Origin of the sequence: Nocardioides mesophilus (assembly GCF_014395785.1) — a bacterium.
In the GTDB taxonomy this organism is placed as follows: Bacteria; Actinomycetota; Actinomycetes; order Propionibacteriales; family Nocardioidaceae; genus Nocardioides_B; species Nocardioides_B mesophilus.
In genome coordinates this window covers 1,205,823-1,225,410 of sequence record NZ_CP060713.1, presented here as the reverse complement: position 1 = coordinate 1,225,410, position 19,588 = coordinate 1,205,823, and the positions used below count along the sequence as shown (strand labels likewise).

19 protein-coding genes are annotated in these 19,588 nt (G+C 72.8%); 12 read left to right on the top strand and 7 right to left on the bottom strand.

All coding sequences use genetic code 11. The features are described 5' to 3' along the window. Positions 1-80: 80 nt before the first annotated feature. The 4 genes from H9L09_RS05870 to H9L09_RS05855 all read left to right on the top strand — a co-directional run bounded on the left by H9L09_RS05870 (position 81) and on the right by H9L09_RS05855 (position 4,379). Positions 81-551, top strand: a complete 471-nt coding sequence (locus tag H9L09_RS05870) for a PPOX class F420-dependent oxidoreductase (protein ID WP_187579758.1) — start codon at positions 81-83, stop codon at positions 549-551. 122 nt (positions 552-673) lie between these two features. Beyond that, the gene (locus H9L09_RS05865) at positions 674-1,996 is read left to right on the top strand and encodes an MFS transporter (protein ID WP_187579757.1); all 1,323 of its coding nucleotides are present in this window, start codon (positions 674-676) and stop codon (positions 1,994-1,996) included. Between the two features lie 20 nt (positions 1,997-2,016). Then, positions 2,017-3,300, top strand: coding sequence for a DUF2254 domain-containing protein (locus H9L09_RS05860; RefSeq protein ID WP_187579756.1), 1,284 nt, complete (start codon positions 2,017-2,019; stop codon positions 3,298-3,300). Between the two features lie 47 nt (positions 3,301-3,347). Beyond that, positions 3,348-4,379 (top strand): NADP-dependent oxidoreductase, encoded by a 1,032-nt coding sequence (locus H9L09_RS05855; RefSeq protein WP_187579755.1) that lies wholly within the window; start codon positions 3,348-3,350, stop codon positions 4,377-4,379. A gap of 229 nt (positions 4,380-4,608) precedes the next feature. Here the strand turns inward: H9L09_RS05855 and H9L09_RS05850 are convergent, their stop codons facing one another. The 4 genes from H9L09_RS05850 to H9L09_RS05835 form a co-directional block, all read right to left on the bottom strand. Continuing rightward, on the bottom strand, positions 4,609-5,892 hold the full coding sequence (locus H9L09_RS05850; RefSeq protein WP_187579754.1) for a TRAP transporter large permease: 1,284 nt from the start codon (positions 5,890-5,892) through the stop codon (positions 4,609-4,611). Further along, positions 5,889-6,464 carry a TRAP transporter small permease gene (locus H9L09_RS05845; protein WP_187579753.1) on the bottom strand — a complete coding sequence of 192 codons (576 nt, stop codon included), beginning with the start codon at positions 6,462-6,464 and terminating at the stop codon, positions 5,889-5,891. Before H9L09_RS05845 ends, H9L09_RS05850 begins: the two co-directional genes overlap by 4 nt. A 61-nt stretch (positions 6,465-6,525) precedes the next feature. After that, positions 6,526-7,536, bottom strand: coding sequence for a DctP family TRAP transporter solute-binding subunit (locus tag H9L09_RS05840; protein ID WP_187579752.1), 1,011 nt, complete (start codon positions 7,534-7,536; stop codon positions 6,526-6,528). A gap of 204 nt (positions 7,537-7,740) precedes the next feature. Further along, complete coding sequence (locus tag H9L09_RS05835) at positions 7,741-8,682, bottom strand: LysR family transcriptional regulator (RefSeq protein WP_187579751.1); 942 nt, start codon at positions 8,680-8,682, stop codon at positions 7,741-7,743. Positions 8,683-8,747: 65 nt separating this feature from the next. Between H9L09_RS05835 and H9L09_RS05830 the strand changes: the two genes are divergently transcribed. Continuing rightward, positions 8,748-9,998 (top strand): MFS transporter, encoded by a 1,251-nt coding sequence (locus tag H9L09_RS05830; RefSeq protein WP_187579750.1) that lies wholly within the window; start codon positions 8,748-8,750, stop codon positions 9,996-9,998. After that, positions 9,970-10,389 carry a PaaI family thioesterase gene (locus tag H9L09_RS05825; protein ID WP_187579749.1) on the top strand — a complete coding sequence of 140 codons (420 nt, stop codon included), beginning with the start codon at positions 9,970-9,972 and terminating at the stop codon, positions 10,387-10,389. The genes H9L09_RS05830 and H9L09_RS05825 overlap by 29 nt, the downstream gene beginning before the upstream one ends. A 6-nt stretch (positions 10,390-10,395) precedes the next feature. Here the strand turns inward: H9L09_RS05825 and H9L09_RS05820 are convergent, their stop codons facing one another. The 3 genes from H9L09_RS05820 to H9L09_RS05810 form a co-directional block, all read right to left on the bottom strand. Further along, on the bottom strand, positions 10,396-11,172 hold the full coding sequence (locus H9L09_RS05820) for a GntR family transcriptional regulator (protein ID WP_223164221.1): 777 nt from the start codon (positions 11,170-11,172) through the stop codon (positions 10,396-10,398). A 93-nt stretch (positions 11,173-11,265) separates the two neighbouring features. Beyond that, entirely contained in the window at positions 11,266-11,685 is a 420-nt protein-coding gene (locus H9L09_RS05815; RefSeq protein WP_187579748.1) for a carboxymuconolactone decarboxylase family protein, read from the bottom strand. Further along, positions 11,682-12,641, bottom strand: a complete 960-nt coding sequence (locus H9L09_RS05810) for an NAD(P)-dependent oxidoreductase (protein ID WP_187579747.1) — start codon at positions 12,639-12,641, stop codon at positions 11,682-11,684. Before H9L09_RS05810 ends, H9L09_RS05815 begins: the two co-directional genes overlap by 4 nt. 114 nt (positions 12,642-12,755) lie before the next feature. Here H9L09_RS05810 and H9L09_RS05805 point away from each other — a divergent pair, with 114 nt between their 5' ends. The 6 genes from H9L09_RS05805 to nhaA all read left to right on the top strand — a co-directional run bounded on the left by H9L09_RS05805 (position 12,756) and on the right by nhaA (position 19,493). Further along, entirely contained in the window at positions 12,756-13,913 is a 1,158-nt protein-coding gene (locus H9L09_RS05805; RefSeq protein ID WP_187579746.1) for a CaiB/BaiF CoA transferase family protein, read from the top strand. After that, complete coding sequence (locus H9L09_RS05800; RefSeq protein ID WP_187579745.1) at positions 13,910-15,139, top strand: MmgE/PrpD family protein; 1,230 nt, start codon at positions 13,910-13,912, stop codon at positions 15,137-15,139. Before H9L09_RS05805 ends, H9L09_RS05800 begins: the two co-directional genes overlap by 4 nt. A gap of 80 nt (positions 15,140-15,219) precedes the next feature. Next, positions 15,220-16,377 (top strand): acyl-CoA dehydrogenase family protein, encoded by a 1,158-nt coding sequence (locus H9L09_RS05795; RefSeq protein WP_187579744.1) that lies wholly within the window; start codon positions 15,220-15,222, stop codon positions 16,375-16,377. Position 16,378: 1 nt separating this feature from the next. Next, complete coding sequence (locus H9L09_RS05790; protein ID WP_187579743.1) at positions 16,379-17,257, top strand: HTD2 family dehydratase; 879 nt, start codon at positions 16,379-16,381, stop codon at positions 17,255-17,257. Further along, positions 17,254-18,072, top strand: coding sequence for an HpcH/HpaI aldolase/citrate lyase family protein (locus tag H9L09_RS05785; protein ID WP_246456311.1), 819 nt, complete (start codon positions 17,254-17,256; stop codon positions 18,070-18,072). Before H9L09_RS05790 ends, H9L09_RS05785 begins: the two co-directional genes overlap by 4 nt. Beyond that, positions 18,069-19,493, top strand: a complete 1,425-nt coding sequence (gene nhaA / locus H9L09_RS05780) for a Na+/H+ antiporter NhaA (RefSeq protein ID WP_187579742.1) — start codon at positions 18,069-18,071, stop codon at positions 19,491-19,493. The genes H9L09_RS05785 and nhaA overlap by 4 nt, the downstream gene beginning before the upstream one ends. The last annotated feature ends 95 nt before the right edge of the window (positions 19,494-19,588 follow it).

The following is a 19,588-nucleotide window of genomic DNA, read 5'->3' as shown; positions in this document are numbered from 1 at the left end:
CGAGCGGCGCGCGGGCCCCAGCCCGGCCGAGCCTCGGGCGGCGGGCGGGGCGCGCGGGCACCGGGTCGTAGGCTGCGGGCATGGCCAACATCGCGACCACCGACCGCGTCGACCGGGACGCGCTGCTCGACTTCGCCCGGACCCGGCACAAGCTGACCCTCGTCACGACCCGGCGCAACGGCCGGCCGCAGATGTCCCCGGTGTCGGGCGGCGTGGACGCCGAGGGCCGGATCGTCGTGTCGACGTACCCCGACCGCGCGAAGGCCGTGAACCTGCGGCGCAACCCGCTGGTCTCGGTGCTGGTGCACTCCGACGACTGGGACGGGCCCTACGTGCAGGTCGACGGCACCGCCGAGGTGCTCGACATGCCCTCGCAGGAGGCTGAGGACGGCCTGGTGGAGTACTTCCGGTGCATCGCCGGCGAGCACTCGGACTGGGAGGAGTACCGCGAGGCGATGCGCCGGCAGGGCAAGTCGCTGATCCGGATCACCGTCGAGTCGTGGGGTCCCATCGCGACCGGCGGCTTCCCGCCCGACCGTGCCCCGGCCTGAGCCGGCGCGCTCCGGCTGACCGCACTCCCGGGCGGACCGCATCCGGGCTGAGTCGGCGCCTCGGGCGCGATCGGCCACGCGGACCGGGAATGACTCGCCGGGCTGATGGTGTTGCGCCCGGGATGTCTACCACCGACTCCCGCCGCGTCTCCGTCCTGGTCGGCCTGCTCTTCGGGCTCGCCGGGCTCGGCAGCTCCTCCGCCGCGATCGCCCTGCCGGTCATCGCCGACGGCCTCGGCGTCAGCACCGGGGTGAGCGCCTGGGCGGTGAGCCTGTACGCGCTGATGCTGGCCGTCGCCACCGCCGTCTACGGCCGGGTCTCCGACCTGGTCGGGATCCGCACCCCGCTGCTCTTCGGGGTCGGGCTGATGACGGTCGGCGCGATCGCGGGCGCGCTGGCGCCGTCGTTCGGGGTGCTGCTCGCCGCCCGGGTGCTCCAGGGCGCCGGCGCCGCCGCCGTACCCACCCTCGGCGTCGCGGTGATCAGCAGCCGCTACACCGGCTCGGACCGGTCCGCGGCGCTCGGCCGGGTCGCCGGCGTGGCCTCCGCGCTGAGCTGCGTGGGGCCGCTGGCCGGCGGCACCGTCGAGGGGCTGCTCGGCTGGCGCGCCGTGATCGCGCTGCCGGTGCTCGGGGTGCTGCTGGTGCCGCTGCTGTGGCGCTCGCTGCCCACCGACGGCTCCGGCGCCCGGCTGGACCTGTGGGGCGCGGTGCTCGTCGCGGGCACCTCGGCCGGCCTGATCATGCTGGTGCAGTCGCCCTCCACAGGCGTCGGCGTAGCGGTCGCGGGGGCGCTGCTGCTGGCGATGGGGGTGCCCGCGGTGGCGTGGTGGGTACGTCGTCGCCCGCACGGGTTCCTGCCGATGTCGGTGCTGTCCAACACCGTGGTGGTCCGCAGCTCGATCGCGGCCGCGGCCGTGCCGGGCTCGTGGTTCGCGCTGCTCATCGCCGTCCCCGCCGTGCTGGTGGGTCAGGGCTGGGAGCCGTGGCAGGTGGGGCTGGCGCTGCTGCCGAGCGCGGTGACCGGGCTGGCCGCCCCGCGGATCGCCGCGCCCGTGCTCGACCGGATCGGCGGCACCTCGGCGCTGGGCGTCGCCGGCCTCACCGTCGCCGCGGCGATGGTGCTCGCGGCCGGCGGCGCCGAGATCGGTTCCGCGGTGCTGCTGGTGCTGGCCGTCGTCGCGGTCACCTTCGCGTTCGGCCTCGGGCAGCCGGCCCTGATGGCCGTGGTCGGCGACGCCGTGCACGACGACGTACGCGGGGTCGCCCTCGGGCTGGCCACGCTGATGTTCCTCGTCGGCGGCGGCATCGGCTCCGCGGTCGTCGGCGGCCTCGCGCACCCGCTGGGGATGCCCGGCGCGCTGCTGCTCCTCGCCGGCCTGGCGCTGCTCGGGCTGACCGCGCTGGTGCCGCTGCGACGCGCGGAGCTCGAGCCGTCGGAGTAGCCGCCCACTACGGTGGCCCGATGAACCCTCGGATGCTGCTCAGCCGGCTCACCACCGTCTTCTGGGTGCTGCCGGCGGTCGGAGCGGTGCTGGCCGGTGCGGCCGCGCTCGTCGTGGTGCGGCTGGACCGGGCCTTCGGCGGCGACTTCGGGCTGCTCTACGGCGGCGGCCCGGACTCGGCCCGCGCCATCCTCAGCACGGTGGCGTCCTCGGTGCTGACCTTCGCGGCGCTCACCTTCTCGATCACCGTGGTCGCGCTGCAGCTCGCCTCCAGCCAGTTCAGCCCGCGGGTGCTCAGCTCGCTGCTGCGGGACCGGTGGACCCAGGCCGCGCTCGCGGTCTTCGTCGGCACGTTCGTCTTCGCGCTGCTGGTGCTGCGCGAGGTCCGCGGCGGCGACGACGGGTTCGTGCCCGGCCTCGGGGTGGGACTGGCGCTGCTGCTCGGGCTGGCCAGCATCGGCACGCTGGTCGGCTTCATCCACCACATGGCGCAGTCGCTGCGGGTGGTGACGATCATCGACCGGATCCACAAGGAGACCCAGCGGGCCCTGGACGGCTGGTACGCCGACGAGGCCGACCCCGACGCGGACGACCCCGACGGGGCCGGGCCGGGGCGGGTGGCGCCGGGGAGCCGCCGGCTGGTGCGTTCCGACGGCGACGGGGTGCTGGCCTGGTTCGACCGGGCCGCGCTGGTCGCCTGGGCGGGCCGGCACGACGCGACCGTGGAGCTGCTGGTGCACCCGGGCACGTGGATGGTCCAGGGACAGCCGCTGCTGGGGGTCCGGACCGCCGAGGAGGAGTGCTCGGTCAGCGACCTCCAGGCGCACGTCGGCCTGGCCCGGGAGCGCGAGACCTCCCGCGATCCGTCGTACGGGTTCCGCCAGATCGTCGACATCGCCGAGCGGGCCCTCTCCCCGGGCGTGAACGACCCGACGACCGCGGTCCAGTGCGTGGACCGGCTGCACTCGCTGCTGCGCCGGATCGCCCGCCGGGAGCTCGCCGTCGGTGACACCGTCGTGGACGGCGTGGTGCGGCTGCGGGTGCCGGTGCCGGGTTGGGCCGAGTACGTGGGCCTGTGCTGCGACGAGGTCCGGCACTGGGGCGCCGACTCGGTGCGCGTGCACCGGCGCCTCGAGCGGATGCTGCGCGACCTCCTCGACGTCGTCGACGAGGACCGCGCCGAGCCGCTGCGGGCTCAGCTGGGGCACCTGGAGCGACGCCGGCGCGACGACGTCGCGTTCGAGTGGGAGGCGACCGCAGCGGCCGGCGACCCGGCCGAGCGCTCGGTGGCCGGACCCGGCTGAGGGCAGGCTCACGTTGGAAGCGGCCCCGGTTCGGGCAGGCTGGTGTCATGACTACGACCACCCAGATCCGCCTGGCCGCCCGACCCGTCGGTGAGCCCGACGACACCTGCTTCGAGACCGTGACCGTCGAGCTCCCGGCCCTGGAGGACGGGCAGGTGCTGCTGCGCACCGTCTACCTCTCCCTCGACCCCTACATGCGCGGTCGGATGAGCGCGGCCAGGTCCTACGCCGCCCCGCTCGAGATCGGCGACGTGATGCTCGGCGGCACCGTCAGCGAGGTGGTCGAGTCACGCTCCTCCGACGTGGCCGTCGGCGACCTGGTCCTGTCGTTCTCCGGCTGGCAGAGCCACGCGGTCGCGGACGCGGGCGCCGTACGCCGCCTCGACCCGTCGGCCGCCCCGGTCTCCACCGCGCTCGGGGTGCTCGGCATGCCCGGGTTCACGGCGTACGCCGGCCTGCTCGAGATCGGCCGCCCCCAGGCGGGGGAGACCGTCGTGGTCGCGGCGGCCACCGGTCCCGTCGGGTCGGCCGTCGGGCAGATCGCGAAGGTCAAGGGCGCCCGTGCCGTCGGGATCGCCGGCGGCCCCGAGAAGCGGCGGGCGCTGACCGAGGAGTTCGGCTTCGACGTGGGCCTGGACCACCGCTCCCCGGATTTCGTCGAGGAGCTCGCCGCGGCGACGCCCGACGGGATCGACGTCTACTTCGAGAACGTGGGCGGACCGGTCGCGGACGCGGTGTTCCGCCGGCTGAACACCTACGCCCGGGTGCCCGTGTGCGGGCTGGTCGCCAACTACAACGCGACCTCGGCGCCCGAGGGTCCGGACCGGCTGCCCGGCTTCATGGGCCAGATCCTCTCGCGCAGCCTGACGATCCGCGGCTTCATCCAGGACGAGTTCACCCGCTCGCACGGCCGGGACTTCCTGCGCGACATGTCGCAGTGGGTCGGTGACGGCTCGGTGCGCTACCGCGAGGACGTGGTGGACGGCCTGGAGAAGGCGCCGGAGGCGTTCCGCGGCATGCTCCGCGGCGCGAACTTCGGCAAGCTGCTGGTCCAGGTCGGGCCCGACCCGACCCGCTGACCGCAACCGCAGCCGCCGGAATCGCGCACAGCCGTGGTCCCGGTACGGCGGGAGCAGTCCGCAGCCGCCGAAATCGGGCACAGGCGTGATGCCGGTCCGGCAACAGCCGCTCGCCGCCGCCGGAATCGCGCACAGTTGTGGTCCCGGTACGGCGGCGGCGGCCGACCCGAGGTGGAGTACCTGTGGGTCGGCCGCCGTCGGCCGTGACACGTGCTGTGACCAGGGCGTGTCAGTCGATCAGCACCTGGCTGAGCCACGGGATGTAGGTGACCAGCAGCAGCGCGACCAGCAGCACCGCGGCGCTGGGCAGCGCCGCCTTGGCGACCCGCAGCACGCTCATCCCGGACAGCCCGCTGGCCACGAAGAGGTTCAGCCCCAGTGGCGGCGTGATCATGCCGATCTCGAGGTTCATCACCATGATGATGCCGAGGTGGATCGGGTTGATGCCCAGCTCCAGCGCGATCGGCAGCAGGATCGGGGCGATGATCAGGATCGCGCTCGAGGTCTCCATGAAGCAGCCCGCGATCAGCAGGACGATCGTGACGAGCAGCAGGAAGCTCCAGGGCTGGAGGTCGAGACCGACCAGCGCCTGGGTGATCTCGTTGGGGATCCGCTCGGAGGTCAGCACGAACGAGAACAGGATGCCGTTGGCGATGATGAACATGACCATCGACGAGGTCCTCGCCGAGGCCAGCAGGATCGTCCCCAGGTCCTTCACCGAGATCTCGCGGTAGACCAGCAGCGAGATCAGCAGCGCGTAGAAGACCGCCATCGCGGCCGCCTCGGTCGGGGTGAAGATGCCGCCGTAGATGCCGCCGAGGACCAGCAGCGGCAGCAGCAGGCTGAGGCCGGCGTCCCGGAAGGCGCGGACCTTCTCCTTGCTGGTCATGTGCACGGCGAACTCGCCGGTGCCGTACTCCCGGCGCCGCGAGATCACGACCACCATGACCATGAGCATGGCGCCGGCGACGAGGCCGGGCACGATGCCGGCGATGAACAGGTCGCCGATCGACTGCTCGGTGGCGATGCCGTAGACGATCAGCGGGATGGAGGGCGGGATCAGGATGCCCAGCGAGCCCGAGGTGGCGATGAGCCCGGTGGAGAAGTCCCGACCGTAGCCGTTGCGGATCATCGCCGGGATCAGCAGGGTGCCGACCGCCACCACGGTGGCCGGGCTGGACCCGGAGATCGCGGCGAAGAAGACGCACGACATCACCGCGGTCATCGCCAAGCCGCCGCGGAAGCCGCCCACGACGGCGATGCCGGCGTTGGTCAGCCGCTCGCTGATGCCGCCGCGGCTCATGATGGTGGCCGCGAGCACGAAGAACGGGATCGCCATCAGCGGGAAGGTGTTGAGGGCGTTGAACAGCGTCTCGGGGATCTGGGTGAGCGGGATCGTCGTGAAGTAGAAGAAGTAGATGAACGTGGTCAGCCCGAGCGCGACCGCGATCGGAGCGGAGGAGAACAGCAGGGCGAAGAGGATCACGATCAGCGCGATCGCGGCGTCGCTCATCGGAGGGGTCCCTTCTCGTGTCCCTCAGCGGGGAGGTCGGCGATCTCGAGCGCGGTGCCGCCCTCGGCCTCGAGGAGGGTGTCGGCGGCGTGCGGGTAGGGGTCCTGACCGCGGAACAGCCGCACCAGCACCTCCAGGGAGCGCACGAACATCAACGTCAGCCCGATCGGCAGCGGCAGCGTGACCACCCACAGCGGCAGCTCCAGGGCCGGGGTGAGCGTGGCGCTCGAGCGCGGCTCGAAGATCAGCAGCCAGGCGAACCAGCCGATCGCGCCCATGTAGACGAGCGTGATGAGCGTGGCGATGATCGTCATGACGCGCTTGCCGCGCTCCTTGAGGAACACCGCGACCACGTCCACGTTGACGTGCTCGTTGTGGCGCATGGTGATGACCGCGCCGAAGAACGTCGAGAAGATCACCAGGTAGATGATCGCTTCCTCGGACCAGAAGATGATCTCGTTGAAGAACGTCCTCATGAGCACGGCGACGATGGCGAGCAGGGCCGCCGCTGCCAGCGAGCCGGCCGCCAGCACGTTCTCCACCTTGCTCAGGATGGAGTCGAGTCGATTCATCGGACCTCCGTGGTCGTGGGGGCGGCTCTGACGAGCCGCCCCCGCGTGGTTCCTGCCGGTGCTACTGCTGGGAGACGAGCTCGTCGATCAGGTCCTGGCCGATCACGTCGGCGTACTGGTTCCACACCGAGGGGACGACCTCGTCCTTGAAGGCCTGGCGCTGCTCGGGCGTCAGCTCGGTGATCTTGGTGGTGCCGGCGTCGACGATCGTCTGCTTGGCCTTCTGGTTCAGGTCGGAGGCGATCTCGCGGTTGTAGGCGGCGGCCTCGTCGGCGGCGTCGGTCACGCACGTCTGGAGGTCGTCGGGCAGCGACTCGAAGAACTTCTTGTTGATCGCGTGCACGTAGCCGATGTAGCCGTGGTTGGACTCGGTGATGTGCTTCTGCACCGTGTGCATGTTCTGCGACTCGATGTTGGAGTACGGGTTCTCCTGGCCGTCGATCACGCCCTGCTGGAGGGCGTTGTAGACCTCGGCGAAGGCCATCGGCGTGGTCTGGGCACCCCAGGCGTCGAACTGGCTGCGCAGCACGTCGGAGGGCTGGATCCGGAAGCGGAGACCCTTGAGGTCGGCGGGCTTCTGCATCTCGTCGTTGGAGGACAGCTGCTTGAGGCCGTTGTCCCAGAGGCCGAGCACCTTGATGCCCTTGTCGGCGAGCGCCTGGTTCTCGTAGATCGCCTTGCCGACCGCCGAGTCCGGCGAGACCACGTTGGGGATGTCGTCCACCGAGTCGAACAGGAACGGCAGGTCGAGGACCTGCAGCTGCGGGGCGATGGTGGTGAACTTCGCGCTGGACGGCGCGAGCATCTGCACGGCGCCGGACTGGAGGGCCTGCAGCTCGTCCTCGTCGCCGTACAGCTCGGAGTTCGGGTAGACCTCCACCTTCATCTGGTCGCCGCAGCCCTCGTCGATCAGCTCGGCGAACTTCTCCGCCGCCTGCCCCTTGGGGGTCTGGGGGGTCACGACGTGGGAGAACTTGATCGTGTAGCTGTCGCTGGCCTCGCTGCTGCTGCTTCGTGCGCCGCCGCACGCGCTGGCGCCGAGGGCGAGGGAGAGCAGAGTCGCGGTGCCCATCACGGCCCGAGCTCTAGGGTTCATCCGCATGTGTTGATTCCCTTCCTGATGTCGTGCATCGACATGAACCGGTCCCGGTGACGGGAGGCAGGCACCTGGTCTCGCCGGTCCGTCCTGGCCCCCGACCGGACTATGCGAAACCGTCACAAGCGGTGCTGGTGACGAATAGGTACGGCCATATTCAAAAGGACAACTCAAAGTGTGTCAAGCATCACTGTGCGTCGACGCAGCCATCAGCGACGGGCCCTCGGCCCTCAGGAAGTCCCGGAAGGCTGCCGCCGGCGCGGACAGGGCCGGCTCGCGCAGCCAGGCCATCGCCAGCGTGCGGGTGGCGCTGGGGGCGACCACGTCCACCTCCACCAGGCCGGCCGGCACCTGGGCCGCGGACGACGGCAGCAACGCCACCCCGAGGCCGGCGGCGACCAGGCCCCGGACCGTCGCCATGTCGTCACCCTCGAAGGCGAGGGCGGGCGTGAAGCCGGCCCGCCGGCACCAGTCGTCGGTGATCTGCCGCATCCCGTAGCCGGGCTTGAACCCGATGAACGCCTCGCCGGCCAGTGACGGCATCCGCACCCGTCGCCTGCCGGCCAGCGGGTGCTCGCGCGGAACCGCCAGGCAGAGCCGCTGCACCTCCAGCGGCACGGTCTCGACGTCCTCGCCGCCCGGGGGAGGTGCGGTCAGGCAGACGTCGACCTCGCCGGCGCGGAGCTTCGCCACCACGGTGTCGTGGCCCTCCTGCACCAGGCGGAACCGGACCCGGGGGTGGCTGCGGCCGAACCGTTCGAGCGCCCGGGGGACCGTCTCGGGACCGAGCGTGTGCAGGAACCCGAGCGTGACCAGGCCCGCCTGCGGGTCCTGATCCCGGGTGAGCTGCTCGAGGACCCGGGCGACCTCGCCGAGCGCCCGGTCCGCGGCCGCGGCCAGCACCTCCCCGGTCGGCGTGAGCCGCACGCCACGGCCCCGGCGGTGCAGCAGCGGGACGCCGACCGCCTGCTCGAGCCGGGCCAGTCGCCGGCTCAACGTGGACTGGGGGATGCCGAGGCTCTCCGCGGCGTGCGTGACGTGCTCGAGCCGGGCGACGGCCACGAACTCGGCCAGCCCCCGCAGGTCCGGCGCCACGGCCGGAGACCCCGACGATTCATGCATCACCGGGTGAGTCTAGAGCCGTTCATGCATTGGACGCATAGCCCGGCGGGACCTAGCGTCGGAGGGTGGCAGAGACGACCGCCGTCCGGTGGAGCGGCCATCGCGCGGGCACCACCGAGTTCCGCCGGCTGAACCTGGCGCTGTGGTGCGCCGGCGCGGGCACGTTCATCCTGCTCTACGCGGTGCAGGGACTGCTGCCCTCGTTCACCGCGACCTTCGACGTCTCCCCGTCGGAGTCCAGCCTGACCCTGTCCGCGGCCACCGGCATGCTGGCGCTGGCGATCATCCCGGTGAGCGTGATCGCGGAGTCCTGGGGCCGGGTGCGGGTCATGACGGTCTCGCTCACGCTGAGCGCCCTGCTCGGCCTGCTGGCCCCGCTGGCGCCCTCCTTCGAGGTGCTGCTGGGGATCCGGGCCCTGCAGGGCGTGGCGATGGCCGGGGTCCCGGCCCTGGCGATGGGGCACGTCGCCGCAGAGGTCGACCGGCGCTCGCTCGGGCAGGCCATGGGGGTGCTGATCGCCGGCAACACCATCGGCGGCCTGTCCGGGCGGATGGTCGCCTCGGTGCTCGGCGACCTGGCCGGCTGGCGGTGGGCGATGGCCGGGGTCGGCGTGCTCTCCCTGGCCTGCCTGGTCGGCTTCCGGCTGCTGATCCCGCCCGCTCGTGGCGCCGCGCCGGCCCGGGTGCCGGTGCGACAGCTCGGAGCCCAGCTCGCTGCGCACCTGCGCGACCCAGGCGTCCGCGCGGTCTGCGCGGTCAGCTTCCTGCTGATGTCGGCCTTCGTCACCGTCTACAACTACCTCGGCTACCGGCTGCTCGCGGAGCCGTTCGACGTACCGCAGGCCCTGGTGGGGCTGGTGTTCCTGGTCTACCTCGCGGGCACCGTCAGCTCCACGGTCGCGGGCGTGCTCGGTGACCGCTTCGGCCGGCTCACCGTCCTGTGGGGCAGCATCGTGCTGGCGCTGCTGGCAGCCGTCGGCTCGCTGGCGGACTTCCTGCCGGCGATCCTGGTCTGCCTGGTGCTCTACACCGTGGGGTTCTTCGGCGCGCACTCCTCGGCCAGCGGTTGGCTGAACGCTCGCGCCGTCACGGCCCCCGGGCAGGCCTCTGCGCTCTACCTGTTCAGCTACTACGCCGGCAGCAGCATCGGCGGGGCCAGCGGCGGCGTCGCCTACGAGCGGGCCGGGTGGCCGGGCCTCGTGGTGTTCATCGCTACCCTCCTCGCGGTGGCGCTGGTGCTTGCGGTGCTGCTGCGCCGAGCACAGCCGACCAGGGAGGCGAAAAAGCATGACGACATCGGAGGAGCGGCTGCGTGAGGTGGCCGAGGCGCAGCCGGCGTTCTCCCGGTTCCTGGGGATCCGGCTGGTCAGCTACAGCGCCGAGGAGGTGGTCGCCGAGCTGGTGGTCAGCGAGGAGATGGCCAACCGCAACGGGGTGCTGCACGGCGGTGCGGTGATGGCCTTCGCCGACAACCTCGGGGGTACGGCGGCAAGCCTCAACCTCCCGCCCGACGCGAGGACCACCACGCTCGAGAGCAAGACCAACTTCCTGCGCTCGATCAAGGTCGGCGAGACGGCGCGCGCGGTGTGCGTGCCGCTGCACCGGGGGAGGAGCACCTCGGTGTGGCAGACCACCGTCTCCGACGACCGGGGCCGCGCGGCGGCGATCGTCACGCAGACCCAGATGGTGCTGCGCGCCGACGGGTGAGCCCGCTCAGTGCTCGGCGGCAGTCGCCCGGCCGAGGCGCAGCCGGTGCGAGAAGTGCTCGGGCAGGTAGTCGCTGATCGCGAGCTCCACGGGCTGGTCGGTGGCGTCGATGTAGAGCCGCTCGATGCGCAGCAGCGGCGCGCCCACCGCGCAGCCGAGCCACCCCGCCTGCTCCTCGGTCGCCGCGACCGCCGTGGTCATCTGCTCGGCCTCGGCGATCGTGACCCCCTGCGACTCCAGCAGCCCGATGATGGTGATGCCGCTGCGGTGCCCCGGCTCGACCAGGAACGGGAGCTGCTCCAGCGTCGACCCCATGGCCGGGGGCAGGAAGACCCGCGTGGTGCAGAAGACCTCGCCGCGGTGCAGGCGGCGGAACAGCACGGAGTACATCGAGCGGCCGCTGAGCTGGAGCCGCTCGGCGATGGCCTGGTCGAAGGTCCCGGTGAGCGGGTCCAGGACCTCCAGCTCCGTGTCCAGCGTGAGGTTCATCAGGTCGTCGACCGAGCTGAAGCGACGGCGGTAGCGCGACCCCTTGGGCGTGATGAAGGTGCCGCGGCCCGGGACCCGGAACACGAGCCCCTCCGAGACCAGCTCGAGGAAGGCACGTCGTACCGTCTGCCGGCTCAGCGAGAGCTCCTGGGCCAGCGCCGCCTCGGTGGGCAGCGGGTCGTCCTCGGCGAAGCGGTCCTCGAGGATGTCCTCGCGCAGCGATCTGGCGAGCAACCGGTAGCGCGACTCGCCCGGGTAGGACGGCCGCATGACCAGCCCCGGTGCGCTCTCCATGACTGCTTCACCTCCAGCGGTCCGGCCACATCCGGAAGGGCCGTACGTTAAGTCAACCACGGGGCCGGTTCGGACCGGAGCGGAACCGCCGGCTCAGCCCTGGCCGCCGCTGCCGCCCTCGTGCACCGCGACCGTCGGCTCGAGGCCCTCGGCACCGACCACCTCGCGCCATGCGTCGAAGCCGGTCTGGAACGCCACGATGCCGGCCTCCGGCAGGGAGATCTCGATCGCCTCGAGGATCTCCTGCGGCGAGACGCCGAGGTCCAGCGCGACCCGGATGTGGCTCTGGATGTGGCCCTTGGACGCCCGCATCACGGTCAGGCTGACGATGAAGATCAGCTCCTTGGTGCGGCGGTCCAGGGTGCGCTGGTCGAGGTAGGCCGCGTTCACCAGCCCGTTGGTGGCCTGCAGGACGTCGAAGTCCTGCCGGGCCATCACCTTGTGGTAGTCGAGGACGTAGCCGCGCTTGCGCGCCATGTCGTCGATGTACTCCTGCGGGTCGGTGGTGCTCATGGTGCGGTCCTCTCGGTGGGGGTCGGGCCGTCCGCGGTCGCGGTGGCCCGGAGCAGCGCCTGGTTGAGGTGCTCGTAGTACTTCACGATCTCGGTGTGGTCGCGGCCGGCCCGGTCGAGGTGCCGGCGGGCCTCGTTCGCGCTGGCCACGGCGGCCCGGGTGACGGGGGCCTGCGCCTGCACCTCCTCGGCGATGCCGGAGGCGATCGCGAGGTCCTTGACCATCAGGTCCAGCTCGAAGCCGGAGCCGAACGTGCCGGTCAGGACGTGCTGGGGGTACTTTACGGCGGTCGCCTGGCTGCGGCCGGTGGAGGAGTTGAGCACCTGCAGCATCACCTCTGGCTCGATCCCGGCCCGCTGGGCGACGCAGAGGACCTCCGCCGCGGCCGCCAGGTTGGTCGCGGAGAGCAGGTTGTTCAGCGCCTTCGCCGCGTGCCCGGCGCCGGCGGGGCCGACGGTGACGATGCTGGTGCCCAGCGGCTCCAGGTGCGGTCGGGCCCGCTCGACCGCCTCGCGTCGCCCGCCGACCATGATCGAGAGCTCGCCGGTCTCGGCGCGGCTCACCCCGCCGGAGACCGGGGCGTCCACGAGGTCGATCCCGCGGCCGGCGGCCACCGTCGCCAGCCGGCGCGTGCTGGCCGGGACCGAGGAGCCCATGTCCAGCACCAGCGCTCCCGCCGGCAGCGCGTCCAGCAGCCCGCCCTCGCCCTCGCCGAGCAGGACCGACTCGACGATCGCGCTGGTCGGCAGCATCAGCACGACCACGTCCACCTCCGGTGGCGGCGGTAGCAGGGTGGCCAGCGCGGTGGCGGGCAGCGAGCCGGCGAGTCGGGGCGCGGCGTCCGGGTCGGCGTCGTACAGGTACGTCGGTCGGGTGGCTGCGTAGCGGCGGGCCATCGGTCCGCCCATCCGGCCCAGGCCCACGAACAGCGTGGCGCCTGCGGCGTGATCGGTCATCTCGGCTCCCTGGAGTGCTTGACACGTTGTGCGCCCATTTTTAATATGGCCGTACAAATCGTCAAGGGCCCAGCCTGTATTTCGGGCCCGGAGTGCGCACCCCGAGGAGAATGCATGCGGCCGCTCGAAGGCGTCACCGTCGTCTCGATCGAGCAGGCCGTCGCCGCGCCCTTCGCGACCCGCCAGCTCGCCGACCTCGGGGCCCGCGTGATCAAGATCGAGCGACCCGGCCCCGGCGACTTCGCCCGGGACTACGACGGGACCGTCAACGGGATGTCGAGCCACTTCGTCTGGCTCAACCGCTCCAAGGAGTCCCTCGCGATCGACCTGAAGAGCGAGCACGGCCGCAAGGTCATGGACCGGCTGGTGCAGGAGGCGGACGTCTTCGTGCAGAACCTCGCCCCCGGCGCGGCCGAGCGGCTCGGCCTCGGCGCCGAGCAGCTGCGCGGCGCCCGCCCCGGGCTGGTGCACTGCTCGATCTCCGGGTACGGCGTCGGCGGCCCGGCGACCTCGAAGAAGGCCTACGACCTGCTCGTGCAGTGCGAGGCCGGCGTCGTCTCGATCACCGGCACCCCGGAGGAGCCGGTGAAGGTCGGCATCTCGATCGCCGACATCGCCGCCGGCATGTACGCCTTCACCGGCGTGCTCACCGCGCTGCTCCAGCGCCAGCGCACCGGCGAGGGAGCGACCATCGAGATCTCGATGCTCGAGGCGCTCGCGGAGTGGATGGGCTTCCCGATGTACTACGCGCTGTACGGCGGCACGCCGCCCCCGCGCAGCGGTGCCTCCCACGCCGCGATCGCGCCCTACGGGCCGTTCGCCTGCGGCGACGGCAAGCAGGTCTTCCTCGGCATCCAGAACGAGCGGGAGTGGGCGGTGTTCTGCGAGCAGGTGCTCGACGACGTCGCGCTGGAGAAGGACCCCCGGTTCGCCACCAACCCCAGCCGGGTCACCCACCGCGAGCAGCTCGACGAGGCGATCCACGCCCGGTTCGCCCCGCTGAGCAGCGAGGAGGTCGTGGTCCGGCTCGACGAGGCGGGGATCGCGAACGCCCGGCTGCGCGACCTCTTCGAGCTCGGTGAGCACCCCCAGCTCGCCGCGCGGGACCGGTGGCGCGAGGTCGACTCGCCGGTCGGCCCGCTGCGGGCGCTGGTCCCGCCCGCCACCCTGGTCGGCGCCGAGCCGGTGATGGGGCCGATCCCGCGGGTCGGGGAGCACACCGCGGCGATCCTGGCCGAGCTCGGCCTCGACGCGGACGAGGCGCTCCGATGAGCGGCACGGTGCGGGCCGCCTCCGAGCTGGCGAGCTGGGCGACGACGTACCAACCCTCCGCGGCGGACCTCGAGCTCGCCGACCGGTCGCTGACCGACACCGTCGCGGTCGCGCTCGCCTCCCGCGCGGAGCCCATCCACCGGGTCTCGGCAGCGCTGTCGGACGCCGGTCGCTGGGCGGTCGCGGCCCACATCCTCGACTTCGACGACCTGCACATGCCGACCACCACGCACATCAGCACCGTCTGCGTGCCGGTCGCGCTGGCGACCGGGTCCGGGGCGGCCGGCTACCTCGCCGGAGCCGGCGTGATGGCCCGGCTCGGCACGATGCTCGGCTGGCGCCACTACGCGTCGGGCTGGCACGCCACCACCACCACCGGGGCGCTGGCCGCGGCCGCGGTCGCCTCGCACGCCCGCGGGTTCGACGCCGAGCAGACGGCCCGCGCGCTGGCCCTCGCGGTCCCGGCCTCCGGGGGCGTGCAGCGCAGCTTCGGCACCGACGCCAAGTCGCTCCAGGTCGGCTTCGCGGTGGAGTCTGGCACCCGCGCCGTGGAGCTGGTCGCGGCGGGTGCCAGCGCCGAGCCGGCGGCCGTCGACGCCTGGATGGCGCTGGTCGGCGGCACCCCCGCCCCGGTCGACGCCGGGGGACCCGCGGTGCCGGACGGGCTCGCGATCAAGATCTACCCCTGCTGCTACGCGCTGCAGCGACCGATCGCCGCGACCGCCTCGCTGGCCGACGGCGTCGACCTCGCCGACGTCCGGCGGATCGTGGTGCGCACGCCGGAGGGGACGGTGACCCCGCTGATCCACCGGCGGCCACGCACCGGCCTGGAGAGCAAGTTCAGCCTGGAGTACGCCGTCGCCGTCGCGCTGCTGGACCGGCACCCCGGCTTCGCCTCGTTCACCGACGAGGCCGTGCAGCGTCCCGAGGCCCGGCGGCTCCTGGAGCTCGTCGAGGTCGAGCTGACCCCCGGCGGCGACTGGCTGCTCGCCGGCGAGGCCGAGATCGAGGTGCACACCTCGGGCGGCGTCGCCGCGACCACGCTGGCGCAGCCCCCGGGCTCGCCGCAGCGGCCGCCGACCGGGTCCGAGCTGGCGGTGAAGCTCGCCGACTGCCTCACCGGGCTCGACCTCGAGCCGGCGCGGATCGGCTGGGACACCGCCGCCGACCTGCTGCACCGGCACCTGCCCCGGCGACGGGCCGACGGCGCCGGCCTCACCGCCTGAGCGCCCGCAGACCGATCGCGCAGACCCCTGCGCCCACCCGCGAACCGCCGGACCGACTCCGGCCACAGAAGGAGCGAAACATGGAAGACCTCTCGCAGGAGGAGCGAGCGATCGTCCGGCTGGTGCGCGACTGGGTGGACAGCTCGGTCAAGCCGGTCGCCAGCGAGCTCGAGCACGCCAACACCTACCCCGAAGCGCTGATCGAGGCGATGAAGGAGATGGGCGTCTTCGGCCTCGCGGTGCCGGAGCCCTGGGGGGAAGCGAAGGTCAGCACGCCGTGCTACGTCCTGGTCACCGAAGAGCTGGCCCGCGGCTGGATGAGCCTCGCCGGTGCCATGGGCGGCCACACGGTGGTGGCCAAGCTGCTGCTGGACTACGGCACCCAGGAGCAGAAGGACACCTACCTGCCCCGGATGGCCACCGGCGAGCTGCGGGCCACGATGGCGCTGACCGAGCCGGGCGGCGGCTCGGACCTGCAGGCGATGCGGACCACGGCCGTGCGCGACGGCGACGAGTACGTCGTCAACGGCTCGAAGACCTGGATCTCCAACGCCCGGCACGCCGGCCTGGTCGCGCTGCTGTGCAAGACCGACCCCCGCGCGGAGCCCGCCCACAAGGGGATCAGCATCCTGCTGGTCGAGAAGGGGCCCGGCTTCACGGTCTCACGGGACCTGCCGAAGCTCGGCTACAAGGGCGTCGAGAGCTGCGAGCTGTCCTTCGAGGACATGCGGGTGCCGACCGCGGCGCTGCTCGGTGACTCCGAGGGCGACGGCTTCGGCCAGATGATGCGCGGGCTGGAAGTGGGCCGGCTCCAGGTCGCCGCCCGCGGGCTCGGCGTCGGACGCGCGGCGCTCGAGGACAGCCTGCGCTACGCCCAGGAGCGCGAGAGCTTCGGCGTCCCGATCTGGAAGCACCAGTCGATCGGCAACTACCTGGCGGAGATGGCGACCAAGCTGACCGCCGCCCGCCAGCTCACGCTCTACGCGGCCCGCAAGTACGACGCCGGCGAGCGCGCCGACATGGAGGCCGGGATGGCCAAGCTGTTCGCCTCCGAGGCGGCGATGCAGATCGCGCTGGACGCGGTCCGGATCCACGGCGGCTACGGCTACTCCACGGAGTTCGACGTCGAGCGCTACTTCCGCGACGCACCGCTGATGATCGTCGGGGAGGGCACCAACGAGATCCAGCGCAACGTGATCGCCCGGCAGCTGGTCCGCCGCGGCACGGTGGCTCCCTGAGATGGCCGGCTCCGAGCTCCCCGACCCGACCGGCCCGACCGGCCCGACCGGCCCAGCCGACACCGACCCGGAGGCGGTGGCGGTGCGCGCCGAGACGCTGGTCCCCGAGCCCGCCGAGGCGCTGGCCGGGCTGCTCGACATCGACCCGGTCCCAGACGGACTGCTGCCCCCGCTGTGGCACTGGGTCTACCTGCTGGAGCGGCGCCCGCAGCGCGACCTCGGCCCGGACGGGCACCCGGTGTCCGGCATCCCGGCGCCACCCGGCCCGGGGCGGCGCCGGATGTTCGCCGGCGGCCGCGTCGAGACCCGCCGCCCGCTCGTCCTCGGCCGGCCCGCCGAACGCCGTACCCGCGTGCTCAGCACCACCGAGAAGCAGGGCCGCACCGGACCGCTGACCTTCGTCACCGTGCGCAGCGAGATCAGCCAGGACGGCGCGGTCGCGGTGGTCGACGAGCAGGACATCGTCTACCGCAGCCCCGGTGCGGCGCTGCCTGCGGCGGCGACCGGGGCCGTGCCCCCGCCGGACCGCCCGCGTCTGGTGCTCGAGGTGGACGAGGCGCTGCTGTTCCGGTTCTCGGCGCTCACCTACAACGCCCACCGGATCCACTACGACCGGGGGTTCGTGGCGCACGAGGGGTACGCCGACCTCGTGGTGCACGGACCGCTGCAGGCGCTGATGATGGGCGAGCTGTTCCGACGCAACGGCGTCGACCTGGTCGGCCGCCGCTACGCCTACCGGCTGGTCGCGCCGATGATCGGCCCGCAGCCGCTGACCGTCGCGGCGGCCGAGGCGGGGCTGGACACCGCGTCGCCGGAGGCCGAGGCGTTCTCCGCGGCCGGCGCAGTGACCGCGCGGAGCCGGTTGGAACCGGCGTCGTGATCGAGCCGCGCGAGGTGCTCGGCACCGCCCGCACGCTGCTGTTCGTGCCCGGCACCCGCCCGGACCGGTTCGCCCGGGCGGGGGAGTCCGGCGCCGACCTGGTCGTGATCGACCTGGAGGACGCCGTGGCGCCGGCCGCGAAGGACGAGGCCCGCAAGCAGGCGGCGGACTGGCTCGCCACCCGTCCGTGGGGGGTCCGGATCAACCCGCCGGGGACCGACTGGTTCGACGAGGACCTGCGGGCGGTCTCCGCCTACCCCTGCGTGGTGATGGTGCCCAAGGCCGAGTCGGCCACCGTGCTGGGCCGGATCGCCAAGCAGCTGGCGCCCGGCTCCTGCCTGCTCGCGCTGGTGGAGACCGCGGCCGGGATCGTGGCGGCGCCCGCGATCGCCCGGGTGCCGGCGGTGACCCGGCTGGCCTTCGGCAGCTACGACCTCGCCGCCCAGCTCGGGGTCTCCCCGGAGGACCGGGACGCGATGGCGTACTCCCGGGGCGCGCTGGTCCTCGCCTCCGCGGCGGCCCGGCTGCCCGGGCCGTTCGACGGTGTCACCGGGGACGTCGGCGACGCGGACCGGCTGCGCGACGACGTACACCACGGCACCCGGCTGGGCCTGACCGGCAAGCTGTGCGTGCACCCGCGCCAGGTGCCGGTCGTCCACGAGGAGCTGCGGCCCTCGGAGGACGAGCTGGTCTGGGCCGGCAAGGTCGTGGCCGCCTCCGCCGGCGGTGGGGTGGTCCTCCTCGACGGCCAGATGGTGGACAAACCGGTCGTGGAGCGTGCCCGCCGGATGCTCCGGGCAGGATGGGGTGCATGAGCTCGGTGGACGAGGATCACGCGCAGGACACTCCCGTCCGGCACCGGTGGAGCGAGTCGGCCCGGTTCGTCCCCCGGGTGGTCGTCCAGCCGGTGCAGCGCTTCATGGACACCAGCGCCTCCGGTGCGCTGGTCATGCTCGCCGCCGCGCTGGCCGCGCTGCTGTGGGTGAACCTCGGGTCGGCGCAGGCCTACGAGTCGTTCTGGGGCAGCGAGGTGCGGCTCGCGGTGGGCTCGTTCGAGCCGCTGCACCTGAACCTGCGCGAGTGGGTCAACGACGGCGCGATGGCGTTCTTCTTCTTCCTGGTCGCGATGGAGATCAAGCGGGAGATGGTCTCCGGTGAGCTGCGCGACCCGAAGGCCGCCGCGCTGCCGGTGATCGCCGCGGTCTGCGGCATGGTGGTGCCCGCGCTGATCTACCTCGGCTTCAACGCCGGCGGGCCCGGCGGCAGCGGGTGGGGGATCCCGATGGCCACCGACATCGCGTTCGCGGTGGCCGTGGTCACCGCCGCGGGCGACCGGGTCCCGGCCGGCCTGCGGGTCTTCCTGCTCAGCCTGGCCGTCGTCGACGACCTCGGCGCGATCATCGTGATCGCGGTCTTCTACACCGCCGGCCTCTCCCTGACCTGGCTGCTGCTGGCGCTGGCCACGATCGGGTTCGGCTATGCCCTGCAGCGCATCCACGTGCGTGCGCTGCCGCCCTACTTCGCGCTGGCGGCGCTGTGCTGGTACGCCCTGCACGCGTCCGGCGTGCACCCGACGCTGGCCGGCGTCGCGTTCGGACTGCTCACCCCGGCGTGGTCGTTCCTCGGCCCGTCGGCCTTCCGCACCTACGCCGGCGGCCTGGTCCGCGAGGTCGACGAGGTCTACCGCGACGAGGTGCTCTCGCACCGGGAGTACGACGTCACCCGCGGCGCCGTACGGGACATGCGCCGGCTCACCGTGGACGCCGAGGCGCCGCTGGACCGCCTGGAGCAAGGCATCTCCGCCTGGGTGACGTTCCTGGTGGTGCCCGTCTTCGCGCTCGCGAACGCCGGGCTGGTGCTGCCCGACCACGCGCTGACCGCCTGGGTGGACAGCCCGGTGGCCCTCGGCGTCGTGCTCGGTCTCGTGGTCGGCAAGACGGTCGGCGTGTTCGGCGCGACCTGGGTGGCGACCCGGCTGGGCATCGCGACCCTGCCGCGCGGCACGACCTGGCCGCAGGTGCTGGGCGTCGCCGCCTGCGCCGGGGTGGGCTTCACGGTCGCCCTGTTCGTCTCCGACCTGTCCTTCGACTCCCCGGCCCTCGACGAGGCCGCCAAGCTGGGCATCTTCCTGGGCAGCGCGATCGCCGGGGTCCTCGGCTTCCTGCTGCTGCGGCTGGCGCCGCGTGGCGCCCGCCCGGACCCGGCCGCCGAGGACCCGGGGACCCCGGCGCCGTAGCAGCGAGCACCCGACGGGCGGGCGGCGAGCAGGGTGCGGGCCGCGGGGCGACTTCCCCCGTGCGCCGCCCGGCGACCCGCACGTCAAGTATCGGC

Bases quoted from the DNA above. Each gene is read 5' to 3' on its own strand.
- H9L09_RS05870 (WP_187579758.1), top strand. From the start codon at position 81: ATGGCCAACATCGCGACCACCGACCGCGTCGACCGGGACGCGCTGCTC.
- H9L09_RS05865 (WP_187579757.1), top strand. From the start codon at position 674: ATGTCTACCACCGACTCCCGCCGCGTCTCCGTCCTGGTCGGCCTGCTC.
- H9L09_RS05860 (WP_187579756.1), top strand. From the start codon at position 2,017: ATGAACCCTCGGATGCTGCTCAGCCGGCTCACCACCGTCTTCTGGGTG.
- H9L09_RS05855 (WP_187579755.1), top strand. From the start codon at position 3,348: ATGACTACGACCACCCAGATCCGCCTGGCCGCCCGACCCGTCGGTGAG.
- H9L09_RS05850 (WP_187579754.1), bottom strand. From the start codon at position 5,892: ATGAGCGACGCCGCGATCGCGCTGATCGTGATCCTCTTCGCCCTGCTG.
- H9L09_RS05845 (WP_187579753.1), bottom strand. From the start codon at position 6,464: ATGAATCGACTCGACTCCATCCTGAGCAAGGTGGAGAACGTGCTGGCG.
- H9L09_RS05840 (WP_187579752.1), bottom strand. From the start codon at position 7,536: ATGGGCACCGCGACTCTGCTCTCCCTCGCCCTCGGCGCCAGCGCGTGC.
- H9L09_RS05835 (WP_187579751.1), bottom strand. From the start codon at position 8,682: ATGCATGAATCGTCGGGGTCTCCGGCCGTGGCGCCGGACCTGCGGGGG.
- H9L09_RS05825 (WP_187579749.1), top strand. From the start codon at position 9,970: ATGACGACATCGGAGGAGCGGCTGCGTGAGGTGGCCGAGGCGCAGCCG.
- H9L09_RS05820 (WP_223164221.1), bottom strand. From the start codon at position 11,172: ATGGAGAGCGCACCGGGGCTGGTCATGCGGCCGTCCTACCCGGGCGAG.
- H9L09_RS05815 (WP_187579748.1), bottom strand. From the start codon at position 11,685: ATGAGCACCACCGACCCGCAGGAGTACATCGACGACATGGCGCGCAAG.
- H9L09_RS05810 (WP_187579747.1), bottom strand. From the start codon at position 12,641: ATGACCGATCACGCCGCAGGCGCCACGCTGTTCGTGGGCCTGGGCCGG.
- H9L09_RS05805 (WP_187579746.1), top strand. From the start codon at position 12,756: ATGCGGCCGCTCGAAGGCGTCACCGTCGTCTCGATCGAGCAGGCCGTC.
- H9L09_RS05800 (WP_187579745.1), top strand. From the start codon at position 13,910: ATGAGCGGCACGGTGCGGGCCGCCTCCGAGCTGGCGAGCTGGGCGACG.
- H9L09_RS05795 (WP_187579744.1), top strand. From the start codon at position 15,220: ATGGAAGACCTCTCGCAGGAGGAGCGAGCGATCGTCCGGCTGGTGCGC.
- H9L09_RS05790 (WP_187579743.1), top strand. From the start codon at position 16,379: ATGGCCGGCTCCGAGCTCCCCGACCCGACCGGCCCGACCGGCCCGACC.
- nhaA (WP_187579742.1), top strand. From the start codon at position 18,069: ATGAGCTCGGTGGACGAGGATCACGCGCAGGACACTCCCGTCCGGCAC.